A 17381-nucleotide genomic window follows, 5' to 3' on the forward strand; every position below is an offset into this window, starting at 1 on the left:
CCTTTTGCACGTCCGTGCGGGGGCGAGCGCAAGCCGCTGCCGACACGGGCACGGGGACATGAGCATGAAGAACAGGCGGGCGATGTCGTTGTGCGTGGAATGCGTGCTGCTGCTGATCGTGTTCGCATGTTCGCTGGCCGTGCGCGACACCGCGTCGCGCCCGGCATCCGCTTTGCTCCCGTCGATCCCGCTCGTGCGCGCGACGCAGGTGGCCGAGCAGGTCGGCGCGCTCGCCGAGCCGAGCCGGCCGCACGCCGAAGCGATCGCATTCCCGCTCGCGGAATCCGCGCCGCTCGATGCGCCGCCGCTTTTCGCGGCCGTCCGCACGACCGTCGCCCGTGTGCTGGCCGCTTCCGGCAAGGGAATCGTCATCGGCCTGTGCGCGGCGTATCTGTGGTCGTTCGCGCTGCTGACTTTCGTCTACGCGACGCGCCACTACGTATTCAGCCTCGATCGCCTGTTCAAGCCGCAAAGCGCGCCGTATCGCGCGATCACGCGTGCGGACTGGCCGGAGATCACGGTGTTCGTGGCCGCGCACAACGAGGAAGCGGTGGTCGTCGATTGCCTGATGGCGCTCCTCGCGACGACCTATCCGCGCGACCGGCTGACGATCGTGCCCGTCAACGACCGCTCGACCGACAACACGCGCGCGCTGATCGACGAAGTGCAGGCGCTCGCGCCCGATCTCATCAAGCCGTTTCACCGCGAGAGCGGCAAGCCCGGCAAGGCGGCGGCCCTGAAGGACGCGCTGCGCGAGATCCGCGGCGACATCATGGTCGTGTTCGATGCCGACTATCTGCCGCGCCCGGGCTTGCTCGGCGAACTGGTCGCGCCGTTCTTCGATCCGGAAGTGGGCGCGGTGATGGGCCGCGTCGTGCCGCAGAACGCGGATCGCAACCTGCTCGCGCGGCTGCTCGATCTCGAGCGCGCGGGCGGCTATCAGGTGAACCAGCAGGCGCGCAACAATCTCGGCCTCGTGCCGCAATACGGCGGCACGGTAGGCGGCATCCGCAAGAGCGCGCTCGACGCGGTCGGCGGCTGGCGCGACGACACGCTCGCCGAAGACACCGACATGACGTACCGGCTGCTGCTGAGCGACTGGCGCACCGTCTATCTGAACCATGCGGAGTGCTACGAGGAAGTGCCGGAGCGGTGGCCCGTGCGGGCGCGCCAGCTCACCCGCTGGGCGAAGGGGCACAACCAGACGCTGTTCCGCTACCTGATTCCGCTGCTGCGCAGCCCGGTGACGTCGCGGCGTTGCCGCCTCGACGGCGCGCTGCTGCTCGGCGTGTTCACGATGCCCGCGCTCCTCGCGCTCGCGTGGGGCATCGCGCTCGCGCTCTATCTGACGAACGGCATCGATTCGCTCGCGCTCGGCCTGCTCGTTTCGGTGTTCGCGCTGTTCGCGTTCGGCACGTTCGGCAACTTCGGCGTGTTCTTCGAGATCGTCGTCGCCGCGCGCCTCGACGGCCGCGCGACGCGGCTGCGGCTCGTGCCGGTGAACGTCGTCGGATTCTGCGTGACGATCGCGGCCGTCATCGCCGCGCTATGGGGGCTCGCGCTCGACGTGCTGCTGCGTCGCGAGCTGCGTTGGGACAAGACCGAGCGCTTTCGCCGGCCGCTGAAATCGGGACGATGAGCGATGACGACCTTCAACGTGATCATGCCGGTGGCCGGAATGCTCAGCCTGCCGTTTCTGCCGCTTTTGAACGAGCTGGTGAGGCGCAGCGACGTCAGTGCGCTGCCGATCGGCGACGGCCCGTTCGTCGACTATCCGCGTCGCGCCGAGCAGTGGCTCGACGCGTTGCGCGCGAACGCGCGCGGCGAGCCGCTCGCGCAGGGCGAAGCGGCACCGTGGCAGGCGCTCGGCCTGCGCGTCGAGCACGTCGACGCGCTCTGCCTCGCGCGCGGCGACCGGCGCGACGGCGTGCTGTATGCGGACCGGATGATCTCGCTCGGCGCGGGCGCGCACGCGGCATACGCGTTCGCCGAGGAGCGCATCGAGATGCGCGCGGGCGCGACGCTCGGCGGGTTCGCGTACGCGCCGAACGTCGACATCGACAACACGCTCGTACACGGCGCGGTGATCGGGCAGACGGTGCGCATGCACGGCTGCGGCGGCTTCGCGAATCTGCACGGCACGCCGATCGTGTTCGGCCGCGTCGCGCGCGCGCTCGGCCGCGACGGCACGCTGGCGCCGCATCGCGCGCTGTCGCTCGCGAGCCGCCTGGCCGGCGTTCCGCACCGCGTGCTGGACGGCCGCTATCTGGTGCATCGCGACGTGCGCATGCCGTCGCACACGATCCTGCACGGCACGCTGATCGTCGAGGGCCGGCTGACGCTCGGCGAGGGCTGCGTGCTGATCGGCAGCGTGAAGGCGCACAGCGTCGTGCTCGAATGCGATGCGCTGTTGAACGGCGCGGTGTTCGCTCGCGACGACGTGCTGCTCGACGACGCGAGCTGCATCGACGGCGTCGTGTCCGCGGGCGGCCTGTTGCGGCTGACGGGCGCACGCATCGGCGCGGCCGATCATCCGGTCAGCGCGTGCGCGCGCGACGTGTCGGTGGTCGGCCATGCGTGCGTGCACGGCGATCTCGTCGCGTGGCGCAGCGGCTGGTATCACGCGTCGTAACAAGGAGATCGACATGCATGCGCTTCGTTGCCGGCGCGACCCGCCCGTTCCTCTCGCCGCCCTCGCGCTTGCGTGTGCGTGCGCGCTCGGCGCGCCGAACGCACATGCGGCGCCGGCTTCCGGCGACGTGTCGGTCGCGGCCGCCGCCGACGCGCCTATTGCGGTTTCCGTCGCGTCGTCCGCGCCTGTCGCCGTGCCGGCTGCCGCTGCTGTTGCCGTTGCCGTGCCGACCGCGGCGTCGCCCGAGCCGTCCGCGTCGCGCTTGTCGTCCGCGCCGAACGCGATCGCATCGGCGTCCGCGTCCGCATCCGCATCTGCGTCCACGGCGACGTCCGCGTCCGCCCCCCTTTCGGCGCCGCCGGCTGCGCCGCTCGTCATCGTGCCGCGAGAGTTCGACGACATGGCGCTCGTGAAGGTCGATTCGGAAGGCATGCCCGACGGCTATCCGCTCGCCGAGGTCACGCCCGATCAGGAGAACCAACCGACATTGCCGGAAGCGATCGTCACGCACGTCCAGGCGCCGGCGGAGCGGCACACGGAGCTGTCGCTCGCGTATTCGATGGCGCACGTGACGAACGGCTATGGCGACTGGTACGGCGTGCATCTGCGCGGTCTCTATCAGGCGGGCGGCCGCACGTTCATCGGCGAGCTCGCGCAACTGCACCGCTTCCACGAGAGCACGCAGCTCGGCGCGATCACGTACGTACAGGACATGGGGCCGGACTGGTTCGGCGCCGTCGGATTGTCCGGCACGACGTCCGGCACGATTCTGCCGAGCGCGCGCGTCGACCTGTCGCTCAACCGCAAGCTGCTGTCGAACCGGTCACTCGTGTTGTCGGCGGGCGCGGGCTACGCGTGGAACCGCAACGGTCACCGCGATCAGCTTTATCACCTCGGCGCGATCTGGTATGCGGTGCCGAAGTGGATCTTCGAGGCGGGCTGGAACTACACGGTCGACTCCCCGGGTTCCGTGAAGGCGCCTGCGTATTACGGCGCGGTCACGTACGGCGAGGTCGGCAAGAGCGTGATCGTGCTGCGCGGCAGCTTCGGCCGCGAGGCGTATCAGGCGATCAGCAACAACGCGCAGATCACCGATTTCCGCAGCCACGAGGTGTCGCTGAAGTGGCGCTACTGGTTCACGCGCAAGTGGGGCACGCAAGTCGAGTTCGACTACTACCACAACCCGTACTACTCGCGGATCGGCGGGGAGGTCGGGATGTTCTATCGGTGGTGACGGGCGGGCGCATGGATACCGATCCCATCCCGTCGCCCGATGATCGTTCGCTGCGCACGCACGCGCATCCGCGGCGCTGGCTCGCATCGGCCGCGCTACTCACGCCCGCGCTGTACGCGCTGCTATGGTTCGCGCTGCCGTACGCGTGGCGGTACTGGTGCGCGGTGGTCGGCTGGGGTGCGCGACAGATCGATCCGTCGCTGGACGCGGTCGTGCTCGGCTATCCGGCGCACGCGCTGCGCGTGCCGCTGCTGTCGATCAATCTCGCCGCTCGGATGCCGAGCGGCGCGCTGCTGTTCGCGACCGCGGCGGCCTGCGCGGCGGGATTCGCGGCCACGTTCGTTCGTCGGGCGAGATGGCTGCCGGTTGCGTACCTGCTGAGGATCGCGACGTTCGCGCAGCTGATGATCTGCCTGTATTTCTGGACGATGTACGGGCCGCCCGCTGCCGCCGCCTCGCCCGCAGGCGCGGTGGCGGATACGTTCCCGTACGACGCATCGCTTCATCTGCGAGACGTGTTCGTGATGAACGTCGCGGCGATCGCGCTGATTCCGCTCGTGATGGCGGCGCTCTACTACCCGCTCGATTTCTCCCTCGCGCAGAAGGCGTTCGCGTCGCTCCTCGTACTCGGTTATTTCATGGCGGCGCTGCCGTTCGTGCTGCTGCTGCACGCGGTCGTCATCTATCACGGCTCGCTGCTGTTCGTGCCGTTCTGCTATTTCGTGCTCGGCGCGCCGTTGCTGATCGGATTGCTCGTCACGCTCTACAGCTATTGCGCGAGCTGGCACGGCGCGTTGACGCGAGAGCCGCCGTGAGCGGCCGACGAGAGAAACCGCTTCCGTATCAGCGCTGAGACGATTTCGCGAGATTTCGTCGGGAGGGCGCCGCACGATCGGCCGCAGAGCCTGATCGATCGGGCATCCGAAGCAAATGGCACGGAGCTCGCTTTCACCGGGGGGTAGGTTCGATTGCCGTGCCGCGCCGAATGGGCGCGGCGCAGTCGTCGGAAGACGCCGGGCAATGCGCCGGCGTGACAAACGGCCATCACATCCACGAGGCCGGGGCCGGTGTGCCGGGCGGCGCGTCTGACGCGCCGCAGCCGGTCGCGAGCCGCCCTTCCCTGAAGAGAGGAGCGAACCATGTTGGCGAAGTCAGGCAAATTCCTGCGGGTCGTGTTCGCGTTGTTCGCGCTCGCGCTCGCGTTCGGACCGGGCGTTGCGCGCGCGGCCACCAATCAATTGCTGCTGCTGGTTCCGGACACGCTCACGCTGCCCGATCCGAGAGTGTCCGCGTGGCTCGACAGCGCGCAGGAAGAAGGGCTTCAGATCAAGCTGATCACGGATAGCCAGTTCATGCAGGCGGGCGCGACGCTGTCGCAATATCCGGGGCTCATCCTACCCGACCAGGTGCATACGGTTGCCGACGACACGCTCGTCACCGCAATCCAGAACTATGCGCTGAACGGCGGCAAGGTGATGCTCGTCTATGATTTCGGCGTGCTGAATTCTGCGGGCTTCTATCCGGTTCCGAAGTCGCGCTTCAGCTCGATGGTGGGCGTCGATTACGTGCTCTACAGCCAACTGCTCGGCAACACGATCGGCCTCGGCAACGTGACCGGCATGAGCAGCTGGCTGCGCACGATTCAGGTGCCGCCCGGCAAGTCGATGGCGTGGACGACGACGTCGTCGTCCACGACGACGAGCGCGCTGCTGTCGGCCGCCACCGGCACGACAAGCGCGGCCACGACCGGCACGGCCACGTCGGGCACGCTGATGTACCTGAGCGCGAGCCCGTCGAACCCGGGCGGTCTGCAGGGCTACAACCACAGCGCATGGTTCGGCTATACGCTGCCGAAGGACGGCAAGGGCACGTTCACGTCGACCGCGCCGAAGCTGACGGGGTTCGTCACCGGCAAGCCGGTGAAGTCGGGCACGTACAGCGCGAGCTCTCTGACGACGAGCACGTCCACGACGCTGACCGGAACGGCGAGCACGCTGCTCACGACGGCGGGGACGCTGACCGACACGCTCGAAGGCATCTCGGGCTACGTGTACGGCTTCCTCACGTATCCGAGCTTCGTCACGCAAGGCACGTACACCGGCACGACGATCCTGACCTCGCCGAGCTTCGGCCTCGTATCGGGCTACAACACGTACGGCAACGGCGGCGTGCTGTTCGTGAACCTGCCGCTCGCGTACCTCGACGGCCAGACGGACGGGATGCTGATCCACGGCTTCCTGCATTACTTCGGCACGGGCCTGTTGAGCCTGCCGTCGCTGTCGAATCTGCCGAGGGCGCGGGCCGGGCTCGTGTTCAACTGGCACTTCTGCGCGGAAGACCAGATTCAGCCGGCGCAGACTCTGAAGAACCTCGGCGTGTGGACGAACGGCCCGTTCTCGATCGTGTTCACAGCCGGCCCCGACGAAGCGACGTTCGGTGACGGCGACGGCATCAACCTCGACTACAATTCGACCGCGCTGAATCTCGTCAGGTACTTCCTGTCGAGAGGACATCACGTGGGCAGCCACGGCGGCTGGATTCACGACTACTGGGGCGCGTATGCGAGCGAGACGGACCAGAGCACGTTCCAGCAGTATCTGGTGATGAACCATCAGGCCGTGATGACCGCGACGGGGATGCCCGATGTCGAATACGCGGCGCCTGAAGGCAACACGCCGACCTGGTCCGTGAACTGGCTCGAAGCGAACGGCTTCAACGGCTATTACTTCACGGGCCACACCGGTTCCGAGCCGACCCGCGCGTATCGCAACGGTGCATTGTTGAACCCGGGGCTGTGGGCGTACCCGGTGATGCCGTTCGGCAAGTACGCGACGTTCGAGGAATTCCAGCAGTACGGCGTGTCGACGACCGACATCACGAACTGGTACACGAACCTCATCAACTTCGTGGTCGCGAACCGCACGAGCCGTCTGATCTATGCGCACCCGTACGGCGCGTCGTTCTACCCGACCGTGCTGACGTCGATCTTCACGCAGGCGAACGCGTTGAAGCTGCTCGGCCAGTTCAGGTGGTACACGATGAGCGACATCACGAACTTCGACCGCTCTAGGCTGAACGTGGCGTGGTCGGCGACGGACATGGGGGCGAGCTGGGCATTCCACGCGAGCCACCCGACGAGCCTCGCGAACATGACGTGGCTGTTGCCGAAGGCGAAGTACGGGATGCCCGTCGTGACGCAGGGCTCGGCGAGCGTCGATTATTCCGATCCGACGAACTGGCTCGTGATTGCCGGCGCCGGCACGAGCCTCACGTTCACGAGCGCGAAGATGTAGTGACGCGGCAAACGCGTCGCCGCGCGCGGCTTCGGCCGCGCACGGCGGCGGCGACCTCGAAGCCCAACCGCGCGCAAGCGCACGACATCATGAACCGGCCCGCGCTCGTCGCGGCCGCTCGCGCATGCGGGGCGGCTCGCCTTCTGCTACGCCGCGCATCGCGCGTCGTACTGCTTGCCATGTGCGGCGTCGCGTTGTGCGCGCACGCCGCCGAGCTGCAACTGAGCGGCTATTACCAGCGGCCCGACGGCGCGATCACCGTGCGCCTGAACGGGGCCGGCATCGATCCGTACTTCGCGGCGAAGGCGCTTCTCGCCGCCGCCGACGCGCAGCTCGACGCGCACCGGGCCGCGCGCGCATGGATTGCATGGCTGCTGCCGCGCCAACGCGCGGACGGCGGCTTCGACCGCTTCTGCGTGAAGGACGGCCAATACACCGCATGCGCGGATGCGGATGCGGACGATTCGATGATGGCGACGTGGATGGAACTGCTCGCGCGCTTCGCGCCGCAGAACGGGATGCCGGCGAACTGGGAGCGCAGCCTCGCGCGGGCGAGCGCGCATCTCGATACGTTGCTCGACAAACGCACGGGCGTCTACCAGATTTCGCCGACGCTGCACGTCGCGCTGCTGATGGACAACGTCGAGGTGCACAGCGCGCTGCAGGCGCTCGCCGCGTATTACATCCGCCGCTCCGACTACACGCACGCGGGCCCGTGGAGCCAGCGCGCCGACCGGCTGTCGGCGGCGATCCTGCAGGTGTTCTGGCGCGGCACGCAGTCGGGCTTCCGGGCGAGCACGCAGCAAATCGGCGACACGAGCTTCTACCCGGAGAAGGTCGCGCAGGTGTTCCCGATCCTGTCGGGCATCCGCGTGCCCGATCAATCGAACGCGACGATCTACGCGCAATGGATGCGCCGCTACGGCAAGACGTGGCTGCAACTCGCCGGCACCGATTTTCCGTGGGGCTTGATCGCGCTCGTCGCGTACAAGATGAACGACTGGAACACCGTCGCGTGCTGGCACGCGCGCTCCGGTCCTTACCGGCACGGCCCGCACTGGAACGTGCTCGAGGAGACGCTCTATCTCGCATTCGAAAGCAAGATGGCCGATCCGGTCGCGCCCGCGCGCTGCGGGTTCACGACGGCGTCGGCCGCCGCCGTGCTGCGTTGAAGAAGACGCGCGGGCATCGCTAGTCACTGGAGGTAACGAGTCATGTGTGGCATCGTCGGCGCGGTTGCGCAACGGAACATCGTTCCGATTCTGATCGAAGGCTTACGGCGTCTCGAATATCGCGGCTACGACTCGTGCGGCGTCGCGACCCTGGTTGACGGCGAGGCGCGACGCGAACGCAGCGTGTCGCGCGTCGCCGATCTCGAAGCGCACGTGCGCACGGCCGGCCTCACCGGCAGCACGGGCATCGCGCACACGCGCTGGGCGACGCACGGTGCGCCCGCGACCTGCAACGCGCATCCGATCTTCTCGCGCGATCACATCGCGCTCGTGCACAACGGCATCATCGAGAATCACGAAGCGCTGCGCACGCAGCTGTCCGAACAGCTTTACGAGTTCGACGGACAGACCGATACCGAAGTCGTCGCGCATCTGATCCACAGCAAGTATCGCGGCGACCTGCTGTCCGCGGTTCGCGACGCGACGTCGCAATTGCGCGGCGCGTACGCGATCGCCGTGTTCAGCAAGACCGAGCCGAACCGGCTGATCGGCGCGCGCGTGGGCTCGCCGCTCGTCGTCGGATTGAAGGACGGCGAGTGCTTTCTCGCGTCGGACGCGCTCGCGCTCGCCGGCATCACCGATCAGTTCATCTTTCTCGACGAAGGCGACATCGTCGAGCTGACGCTGGGCGGCGTGCGGATCGTCGATCGCAGCGGCGCGCCGGTCGAGCGCACGGTGCAGACCGTGCCGTCGACGCAGGGCGCGGTCGAGCTCGGCGATTATCGGCACTTCATGCAGAAGGAGATTTTCGAGCAGCCGCACGCGGTGGCCGCGACGATTCCCGACGCGGGGCTCTTCGATCCGGCGGTGTTCGGCCATGACGCGCGGCGCGCGTTCGAGCAGATCGACAACGTGCTGATTCTCGCGTGCGGCACGAGCCACTACGCGGGACTGACCGCGCGCCGCTGGCTCGAGACGATCGCGCGGCTACCCGCGCAGGTCGAGATCGCGAGCGAGTACCGGTACAGCGACGCGGTCGCGATGCCGAATACGCTGATCGTCGTCGTGTCGCAGTCGGGCGAGACGGCCGACACGCTCGCCGCGCTGAAGTACGCGCAGGCGCTCGGCCACATCGACACGCTCGCGATCTGCAACGTCCCGACGAGCGCGATGATGCGGCAGACCGGGCTGCGCTTCCTGACGCGGGCGGGCCCGGAGATCGGCGTCGCGTCGACGAAGGCGTTCACGACGCAGCTCGTCGCGCTCTTCATCCTGGCGGTCACGCTCGGGCGAATGCGCGGCCGCGTCGACGACGCGCAGCTCGCGCGCTACACGCAGCAACTGCGCCGCCTGCCCGGCGCGCTGGAGGACGTGCTCGCGCTCGAGTTGGAGGTGGCGCGCTGGGCGGACGAGTTCGCCCGGCACGAGAACGCGCTTTTTCTCGGGCGCGGGCTGCACTATCCGATCGCGCTCGAAGGCGCGCTGAAGCTGAAGGAGATTTCGTACATTCACGCGGAAGCGTATCCGGCGGGCGAGCTCAAGCATGGGCCGCTCGCGCTCGTGACGAACACGATGCCGGTCGCGACGATCGCGCCGAACGACGCGCTGCTCGAGAAGCTCAAGTCGAACATGCAGGAGGTGCGCGCGCGCGGCGGGCAGCTCTACGTCTTCGCCGACGCGGACACGCGGATCGACAACCGCGACGGAATTTCGGTGATGAGGATGCCGGACTATTACGGGCTGTTGTCGCCGATCCTGCACGTCGTGCCGTTGCAACTGCTCGCGTATCACGCGGCTTGCATCAGGGGGGCGGATATCGACAAGCCGAGGAACCTGGCGAAATCGGTGACGGTCGAGTAGGGAGGGGCGGTGCGGTGCGCATCCTCGAGCGCACGCGATCTCGCCGGATGCACGCCGCAATCGCGGCCCCCCTACACGAAGGCTGGCGCGTCAGCTATACGACTGATACACGCTCGACTGGCCGCCGCGCTTGATGATAAGCACGTCGTACGGCATGTGACGGCCGTTGTACGCCGGTCCGTCCATGCCGGGCGAGCCGATCGGCATCGCCGGCACGGCGAGCCCGATCGCGTTCGGCCGTTCCCGCAGAAGACGCTTGATCTCGCGTGCGGGAACATGCCCCTCGAGCGCATATCCCTGAATGACGCCCGTATGGCACGACGCGAAGCGCTCGGGCATGCCGGCTTTTTGCCGCGCGTCGGCCGTGTCCTCGACATTGTGCACCGCCACGTCGAAGCCGTTGTTCTTCAGATGCGACAGCCAGTCTTCGCAGCATCCGCACGTGGGCGTCTTCCACACCTGCACGACGGGCTTCGCGGCCGCTTTTTGCGAAAACGCGATGACGGGCAGCAGCGCCAATGCGGTGGCGAAGGCGCGTCTTGCGTGAGAAATCGGCTTGTTTTCGAAAGGTCGGGTCATGGGGCTTTCCGTCGGAGTGGAGGGGATATCGGCGATGTTCCGCTTTTAGCCGCGGTCCTTGCTTGCGGCTGCGATCAAATCGATACAAATGGTCGATCGCGATTCCCGGCCATTGTAACGGGGCATCGCACAGCTATCGGTTTTCCCGGCGTCGCGGCAGTTCGCTAATGCCGCGACATCGCGTCGCACTGCGGCGTGTTTTTGCGTCCGGCCGGGCCTTTATCCGTCGGATGGCCGGGCATGCATCGAACGGGTTCCAATTCGCGTCTCTCGTGATCGAATCGAATTCTCCGGTTCGGCCGAAACGCGAAATCAAGCATGAAGTTTTTATCGAACCGAATCGCGGCATTGGGCGATGCATTATCCAATCACTTAATTCGATTATCTAATTATCATGTAAAGGACAAAATTTTGACTTGGATGTTTCGATGAACTAGCTTTAATCCGTTACGCGGCGCAAAAAACAAGAGTCCCGGTGCAGGTCATCAACAACTGAAATAGCCTGTGGAGACAAGCATGAAACCAACCGAATTCAAAATCACGGTTTCCGGCGCGGCTTTGGACGAGAAACAAATCGCGCATGCGTCCGCGCATATGAACATCGCGCTGCTCACCGCGCTCGTCGGCGAGAATTCCACGCAGATCAGGGGGCCTGCGTGGAATGTCATATTGCCGAACGGCGGAAAGGTCATCGTGGCCGAAGCGGCGGAGCGCTTGCTGAGAGTCTCGGAACAAGAAAGCGGAGAGTGACATGACGCCGGCCGGGGGAATCTCCGCCGGCGCGGTTCGGACGGAGGCGGGCGAGACGTCGCTCGGCACCTGCCCGAGCGCGCCGGCCGAGTCGGCTTCAGCGGTGCTGGGCGCGGTGATGGAGGGCGGTACCGTCGCCTACATCAGCCCGAAGATTCCGATCAGCAGCGAATTGCTCGACGGCCTCCGCGCGAACGGCGTTCCGGTCGAGAACCGCGTTCGCTTTCTCGGCCCGTGTCTGGGCGGAAAGTGTGCGCAGTGGGCCGGATACCGTTGCGGGCTCGTCGATGCGATCGTGAAGGAACCGGCCGTGCTGTCGACGCCGGTAGAAGGGCTGCCGAAGTGTGGCATCCGAAGCACGTGCAGGTGGTACGCGCAGCACGCGAGCGCCGCCTGCATGCAATGCCCCGTCGTCATCTATGAGCCGCGCGCCGAATAGCGCGCGGGTTTTGATGAAGGCGGAGGCATTCGGGCGGCGTTGCCGTTCGCGGCTGGCATCGAGCATGAGGTAGCCGGCATGACGTCCGGTGGAATGGAGGCAGGCCGCGGCGCAGCCCGCGGCAATTCGATTTCATCCGGACGAAGCAAAGCGGTGAATCGTTCCGTTTGCGAAGCGACGGTGCGAGCAAATGGTCGTCGACGTGCGCCGGGACCGAACGTCGACGATCAATCCTACGGATGCCTTTCAATTTCAATGCGGAGCGACCGGGTGCGATCGGCATGCACGCGACCGTGGCCGACCGCCGCCGAAAACTTTCTTCAGACGATGCGGAAAACGACAGGTGCTTTGCCTAATTGACGGCACCGCATGGGGCTTCGAAAGCCCGGCGCATCGTCATCCCGCGATGCATTCGCAAACCGCGCCGCACGAGATGACCACAACAAGAATAAGGATATCGAATTGTCTGAACGAGAATCGCTCCTATTATCGTCCGCATCTCACAACCGCTCGCTTCCATGAACACTCTTCAGACGATTTCCGCGCTTGCGCTGGCCGCGTTCGCGGCTTCGGCGACGCACGCATTCGCAGCCGACGACACGTACGTCCTCACGCTCAAGGATCACAAATTCTCGCCGGCGAATTTCACGATTCCGGCGGGCAAGAAGGTGAAGGTGACGGTCAAGAACCTCGACACGACGCCCGCCGAATTCGAAAGCGACGATTTCAAGGCGGAGAAGGTGGTTCCCGCGGGCAAGCAGGTCGACGTCTTCATCGGGCCGCTCAAGGCCGGCACGTACGAGTTTCACGACGAGTACCACGAAGCCGAATCGAAAACCAAACTGACCGTCAAGTAAGCACCGCGAAACATGCTCTCCACCGCCGTCATCGTCTTTCGCGAAGTGCTCGAAGCAGCGCTCGTCGTGTCCATCGTCCTCGCGGCGACCAAGGGCGTGCCAGGGCGAGGATGGTGGGTGAGCGGCGGCCTGCTCGGCGGCGTGATCGGCGCCGCGCTGATTGCGGCGTTCGCCGACGTCATCTCGGCATGGGCGTCGGGCATGGGGCAGGAGGTGTTCAACGCGGGCGTGATGTTCGTCGCGACGATCATGCTCGCGTGGCACAGCATCTGGATGGGCAAGCATGGCCGCGAGATGGCGCAGCAGCTGTCGACGATCGGCAAGGCGGTCGCCGCCGGCAGCCGGCCGTTGACAGGGCTCGCGGTCGTCGTCGGCGTCGCCGTGCTGCGTGAAGGTTCGGAAGCCGTACTGTTTCTGTACGGCATCGCGGCGAGCGATCCCGGACAAACGCCGCAGATGATCGCCGGCGGCGCGCTCGGCGTGCTCGGCGGCGTCGGGCTCGGCGTAGGCATGTACGCCGGGCTGCTGCAAATTCCGCTGAAGCGCCTCTTTTCCGTGACCAATGCGCTGATCGTCCTGCTCGCGGCGGGCATGGCGAGCCAGGGTGTCGGGTTTCTCGTGTCGGCCGGGTGGCTGCCGTCGTGGGGCGACACCGTGTGGGATACGTCGTGGCTGCTGAAGGAATCGAGCGTCGCCGGCAAGATGCTGCATACGCTCGTCGGCTATACGGCGCGGCCGGCCGGCATTCAGATTGCCGCGTACGTCGGCACGCTGCTCGTCATCGTGCTGCTCGCCCGCAAAGTGGCGCGCACGCAGGCGACGGCCGCGTCGCCGACGCAGGCGGCTTGACGGGGCGTCTGTCCGCGACGCGCGCGAGCGGCGGCGTTGCATTCCGGCGCGCCTGCCCGCAGCGGCCAGCGCGATGATGCGACGGCCGAAGCTCGATGAGCGCGGCGTCGATTCCCGTCGTTTCCGATGCGAACTGCGTGAAGCGTCATGCGCGCGGAATGATGCGGATTGCGTATCGTCACGTTCGGCTTTGAAATGGGCGGCCGTCGCGAACGATGAAGGCGGCGCGACTGCGCTTGCGCGACGCAATGGCCGCGCGGCCATGGCCGTCTGCGAACCCATGCCGCGATGTCGTTCGACTCGCTCCGGCCCCGCCTCGCGGCCGCCGCGTCTTCTCGGGCGCGATTTCTCCATCGCTTCGCGCATCGCCTGTTTTCGGCGCTGTCATCGTCGGGTCACCGCGCACCGTTAGTTTTCCTCTTCATTACCAATCGTTACGACGCTGCCGCTGCCGCGGTATGGCGCCGCGCCTTCTCGAAGAGGTTCGATCGTGCATAGACGTTTCCTGCTCGTTGGGATGACGACGCTCGCGCTTGCCGCGTGCAACAGCGATTCCGTCGACACGCCCGCGCTCGGCGACACCAGCACGACGCTGCTCGCGACGGGCCAACTGATTTCACCCGCGGCGGCGCCGGGCACGGCGTTCGTCGCGCTGAATCCGGGGCTCGCGGATCTGCCGAACTACGTTGCCGGCCAGCCCGTTTCCGAGGCGCTCAGCCCCGACCGCAAGACGCTGCTCGTGCTGACGAGCGGCTACAACAACGTGCTGGACGCGAACGGCAAGATGGTGAAGGCGGACTCGAACGAGTATGTGTTCGTGTTCGACGTTGCCGGCGGCGCGCCGGTCAAGAAGCAGGTGCTGCAGGTGCCCGACACCTACGTCGGCATCGCGTTCGCGCAGGATGGCCGGCATTTCTACGTGACGGGCGGCGGCGACGACAATCTGCACGGCTTCGCGTTCTCGCAAGGCGCTTGGGGCGAGGCGGGCGCGCCGATCGCGTTGAATCACAAGACGGGCAATGGAATCGGCAGCACGCCGCTCGCGACGGGCGTCGACGTGACGGCGGACGGCAAGCGCGCGGTCGTCGCGAATCGCTACAACGATTCGGTCACGCTCGTCGATCTCGCGGCGGGCGCGGTGCTCGCCGAGCGCGATCTGCGGCCGGGCAAGAGCGGCGGCGCGTCCGGCGTGCCGGGCGGCGAATATCCGAACGCGGTGCGCGTCGTCGGCAACAAGACCGCCTACGTATCGAGCGAACGCGATCGCGAGATCGTCGTCGTCGACATCTCGACGAACGCGCCGCAGGTCGTCGGGCGCATTCCGGTGAACGGCAATCCGAACAAGATGATCCTGAACGCCGCGCAGACGCGTCTCTACGTCGCGTCGGACAACGCGGACGTCGTTTCGGTGATCGACACGGCCGCGAACAAGGTCGTGTCGACGGTGTCGACGGTCGCGCCTGCCGGCCTCGTCACGGAGATGCAGTATCGCGGCGCGTCGCCGAACGGACTCGCACTGTCGGCCGACGAGCGCACGCTGTACGTGACGAACCGCGGCACGAACGACGTCGCGGTGATTTCGCTCGCGGGCTCGTCGCCTGTCGTCACGGGCTTGATTCCGACCGGCTGGTATCCGTCCGACGTCGCGCTCGGCGCGGCGAACGCGCTGTACGTCGTCTACACGAAGAACATGCCCGGTCCGAATCCGGGCAACTGCAAGGACAGCGGCCGCACCGTGCCGTGCCCTGTGAAGAACACGCCGGTCAAGCTCGTCGAGAATCAGTACATCGAACAACTGAGCAAGGGCGGCCTCATGTGGATGCCGGCGCCGGGCAGCAAGACGCTTGATCAACTGACGACGCAGGTCGCGAACAACAACAGCTTCAACGCTGCGCTCACGGCGAACGACATCGCGACGATGACCGCGCTGCGCAAGAAGATCAAGCACGTGATCTACATCGTGAAGGAGAACCGCACGTACGACCAGATTCTCGGCGACGTCGGCCGCGGCAACAGCGATCCGTCGCTCGCGGAATTCCCCGACGCGACGACGCCGAGCATGCACGCGCTCGCGAGAACGTTCGTCACGCTCGACAATTTCTACGACTCGGGCGACGTGAGCGGCGACGGCTGGCCGTGGAGCACCGGTGCGCGTGAATCGGACGCGGGCGCGAAGATGCTGCCCGTCAACTATGCGAGCAGCCCGGCGCGCTCGGGCGCGCGCGGCGGCTCGTACGATTGGGAGGGCGCGAACCGCAACGTCAACGTCGGCTTGGCGGGTGCGCAGCGCGCGGCCGCGAATCCGTCGCTGCCGGCCGATCCGGATCTGCTGCCGGGCAATGCCGACGTGTCGGCGCCCGATGGCCCGTCCGACGCGCTCCAGCAGGGCTACATCTGGAACGCCGCGCTGCGCGCGGGCCTCACGGTGCGCAACTACGGCTTCTTCGCGGATCTCGCGCGCTACAGCGGCCCGAGCGCGATCCCGCCGGACCGCACGCCGTTCGTCGATCACGCGGTGCAGACGTATGCGACGAGCCCGGCGCTCGTCGATCGCACCGATCCGTACTTTCGCGGCTACGACAACGCGTATCCGGATCTCTATCGCGAACTCGAGTGGGAGCGCGAGTTCAACGGCTTCGTCGCGAACGGCCAGATGCCGTCGCTGACGCTGCTGCGCCTGCCGCACGATCATACGGGCTCCTATGCGACGGCGCTCGACGGCGTGAATACGCCGGAGATACAGATGGCCGACAACGACTATGCGGTCGGCCGCGTCGCGCAGGCGGTCGCGAACAGCCCGTATGCGGCCGACACGCTGATCTTCGTCGTCGAGGACGACGCGCAGGACGGCCCGGATCACGTCGACGCGCATCGCAGCACGGCGTTCGTGATCGGGCCGTACGTGAAGCAGAATGCGGTCGTCAGTACGCACTACACGACGGTCAACATGATCCGCACGATCACCGAAGTGCTCGGCCTCGATCACCTCGGGCTCTTCGATGCGACGCAGGGCCCGATGACCGACGTGTTCGATCTGAACCAGTCGAAATGGAACTTCAAGGCGGTCGCGTCGGGCCTGCTCGCGAACACGCAGTTGCCGATTCCGGCCGGCGATATCAAGACGGCCGCGCTGAAGCCAACGCACGGAATGCGCTACTGGGCGCTCGCGACGCGCGGCATGGACTTCTCGGTCGAGGACAAGATCGATGCCGTGGCATACAACAAGGTGCTGTGGAAGGGGTTGATGAGCGGCCGGGCGTACCCGGCGCGCATCGGCGAACGCGTGACGCCCCATCGCCGCGACGACGATGACGACGTGAAGGTGTCGCAAGCGAGGAGCGCGGCGCGAGGATGATGCACCCGCCGCCGGGCGATGCGCGGGTGCGCCGCCCGGTCGGAATGCGCGAGACGGCGGTGCGCGCAGGGAAAAACGGATCGGCTTCGCGCCGGTCCGTTTGGTTTTTTGGGGCATCGTTCGCCGCACGGCGGCGATCTCGTGCGTGCGATCGTCGCTTGTCCGGACGCCTTACGTTTGTAATAATTCCTCGCCGAAAGCCGAAGTCCGGCCGCCGTCTTTCACGATCGATCGGCATTTCGGGCATACCGATGCGATCGATGCAAGGACGCCGCGCTGCGCCGCGCCGTATGTGACGCGCCGTCTCGCCGTCTCGCTGTCGACGGCAAAGCGCCGACGGTCCGGATTCGAACCTCCCGAA

13 protein-coding genes are annotated in these 17381 nt (G+C 66.6%); 12 read left to right on the plus strand and 1 reads right to left on the minus strand.

What is annotated here, in order from left to right; all coding sequences use genetic code 11:
- The first annotated feature begins 64 nt into the window (after positions 1 to 64).
- The 7 genes from X946_RS09465 (at position 65) to glmS (ending at position 10191) form a co-directional block, all read left to right on the plus strand.
- A complete protein-coding gene (locus tag X946_RS09465) occupies positions 65 to 1639 on the plus strand; it encodes a glycosyltransferase family 2 protein (protein ID WP_038746332.1) in 1575 nt (524 codons plus the stop codon).
- 3 nt (positions 1640 to 1642) lie between these two features.
- The gene (locus X946_RS09470) at positions 1643 to 2632 is read left to right on the plus strand and encodes a polymer-forming cytoskeletal protein (protein WP_038746157.1); all 990 of its coding nucleotides are present in this window, start codon (positions 1643 to 1645) and stop codon (positions 2630 to 2632) included.
- Positions 2633 to 2645: 13 nt separating this feature from the next.
- Positions 2646 to 3866 carry a YaiO family outer membrane beta-barrel protein gene (locus X946_RS09475; RefSeq protein ID WP_038746160.1) on the plus strand — a complete coding sequence of 407 codons (1221 nt, stop codon included), beginning with the start codon at positions 2646 to 2648 and terminating at the stop codon, positions 3864 to 3866.
- Between the two features lie 11 nt (positions 3867 to 3877).
- On the plus strand, positions 3878 to 4681 hold the full coding sequence (locus X946_RS09480) for a hypothetical protein (RefSeq protein WP_038746162.1): 804 nt from the start codon (positions 3878 to 3880) through the stop codon (positions 4679 to 4681).
- A gap of 324 nt (positions 4682 to 5005) precedes the next feature.
- Entirely contained in the window at positions 5006 to 7159 is a 2154-nt protein-coding gene (locus X946_RS09485; RefSeq protein ID WP_038746165.1) for a membrane protein, read from the plus strand.
- A gap of 89 nt (positions 7160 to 7248) precedes the next feature.
- The gene (locus X946_RS09490) at positions 7249 to 8331 is read left to right on the plus strand and encodes a hypothetical protein (protein ID WP_038746335.1); all 1083 of its coding nucleotides are present in this window, start codon (positions 7249 to 7251) and stop codon (positions 8329 to 8331) included.
- Between the two features lie 42 nt (positions 8332 to 8373).
- Positions 8374 to 10191 (plus strand): glutamine--fructose-6-phosphate transaminase (isomerizing), encoded by a 1818-nt coding sequence (gene glmS / locus X946_RS09495; RefSeq protein WP_038746168.1) that lies wholly within the window; start codon positions 8374 to 8376, stop codon positions 10189 to 10191.
- Between the two features lie 90 nt (positions 10192 to 10281).
- Here glmS and X946_RS09500 read toward each other — a convergent pair whose 3' ends face one another.
- Positions 10282 to 10770, minus strand: coding sequence for a DUF411 domain-containing protein (locus X946_RS09500; protein ID WP_038746170.1), 489 nt, complete (start codon positions 10768 to 10770; stop codon positions 10282 to 10284).
- Positions 10771 to 11286: 516 nt separating this feature from the next.
- Between X946_RS09500 and X946_RS09505 the strand changes: the two genes are divergently transcribed.
- The 5 genes from X946_RS09505 (at position 11287) to X946_RS09525 (ending at position 17020) form a co-directional block, all read left to right on the plus strand.
- The gene (locus tag X946_RS09505) at positions 11287 to 11520 is read left to right on the plus strand and encodes a hypothetical protein (protein ID WP_038746173.1); all 234 of its coding nucleotides are present in this window, start codon (positions 11287 to 11289) and stop codon (positions 11518 to 11520) included.
- 1 nt (position 11521) lies between these two features.
- A complete protein-coding gene (locus X946_RS09510; protein WP_038746175.1) occupies positions 11522 to 11959 on the plus strand; it encodes a hypothetical protein in 438 nt (145 codons plus the stop codon).
- A 518-nt stretch (positions 11960 to 12477) separates the two neighbouring features.
- Positions 12478 to 12816: a cupredoxin domain-containing protein gene (locus X946_RS09515; protein WP_038746178.1), complete on the plus strand. Its 339-nt coding sequence runs from the start codon at positions 12478 to 12480 to the stop codon at positions 12814 to 12816.
- Between the two features lie 12 nt (positions 12817 to 12828).
- Complete coding sequence (locus X946_RS09520; RefSeq protein WP_038746181.1) at positions 12829 to 13665, plus strand: FTR1 family iron permease; 837 nt, start codon at positions 12829 to 12831, stop codon at positions 13663 to 13665.
- A gap of 517 nt (positions 13666 to 14182) precedes the next feature.
- Complete coding sequence (locus tag X946_RS09525; protein WP_038746184.1) at positions 14183 to 17020, plus strand: bifunctional YncE family protein/alkaline phosphatase family protein; 2838 nt, start codon at positions 14183 to 14185, stop codon at positions 17018 to 17020.
- The last annotated feature ends 361 nt before the right edge of the window (positions 17021 to 17381 follow it).

This window comes from Burkholderia sp. ABCPW 111, assembly GCF_000773065.1.
Classification (GTDB): Bacteria; Pseudomonadota; Gammaproteobacteria; order Burkholderiales; family Burkholderiaceae; genus Burkholderia; species Burkholderia savannae.

Excerpts from the sequence above, each read along its gene's own strand:
- X946_RS09465 (WP_038746332.1), top strand. The coding sequence starts at position 65 with ATGAAGAACAGGCGGGCGATGTCGTTGTGCGTGGAATGCGTGCTGCTG.
- X946_RS09470 (WP_038746157.1), top strand. The coding sequence starts at position 1,643 with ATGACGACCTTCAACGTGATCATGCCGGTGGCCGGAATGCTCAGCCTG.
- X946_RS09475 (WP_038746160.1), top strand. The coding sequence starts at position 2,646 with ATGCATGCGCTTCGTTGCCGGCGCGACCCGCCCGTTCCTCTCGCCGCC.
- X946_RS09480 (WP_038746162.1), top strand. The coding sequence starts at position 3,878 with ATGGATACCGATCCCATCCCGTCGCCCGATGATCGTTCGCTGCGCACG.
- X946_RS09485 (WP_038746165.1), top strand. The coding sequence starts at position 5,006 with ATGTTGGCGAAGTCAGGCAAATTCCTGCGGGTCGTGTTCGCGTTGTTC.
- X946_RS09490 (WP_038746335.1), top strand. The coding sequence starts at position 7,249 with ATGAACCGGCCCGCGCTCGTCGCGGCCGCTCGCGCATGCGGGGCGGCT.
- glmS (WP_038746168.1), top strand. The coding sequence starts at position 8,374 with ATGTGTGGCATCGTCGGCGCGGTTGCGCAACGGAACATCGTTCCGATT.
- X946_RS09500 (WP_038746170.1), bottom strand. The coding sequence starts at position 10,770 with ATGACCCGACCTTTCGAAAACAAGCCGATTTCTCACGCAAGACGCGCC.
- X946_RS09505 (WP_038746173.1), top strand. The coding sequence starts at position 11,287 with ATGAAACCAACCGAATTCAAAATCACGGTTTCCGGCGCGGCTTTGGAC.
- X946_RS09510 (WP_038746175.1), top strand. The coding sequence starts at position 11,522 with ATGACGCCGGCCGGGGGAATCTCCGCCGGCGCGGTTCGGACGGAGGCG.
- X946_RS09515 (WP_038746178.1), top strand. The coding sequence starts at position 12,478 with ATGAACACTCTTCAGACGATTTCCGCGCTTGCGCTGGCCGCGTTCGCG.
- X946_RS09520 (WP_038746181.1), top strand. The coding sequence starts at position 12,829 with ATGCTCTCCACCGCCGTCATCGTCTTTCGCGAAGTGCTCGAAGCAGCG.
- X946_RS09525 (WP_038746184.1), top strand. The coding sequence starts at position 14,183 with ATGACGACGCTCGCGCTTGCCGCGTGCAACAGCGATTCCGTCGACACG.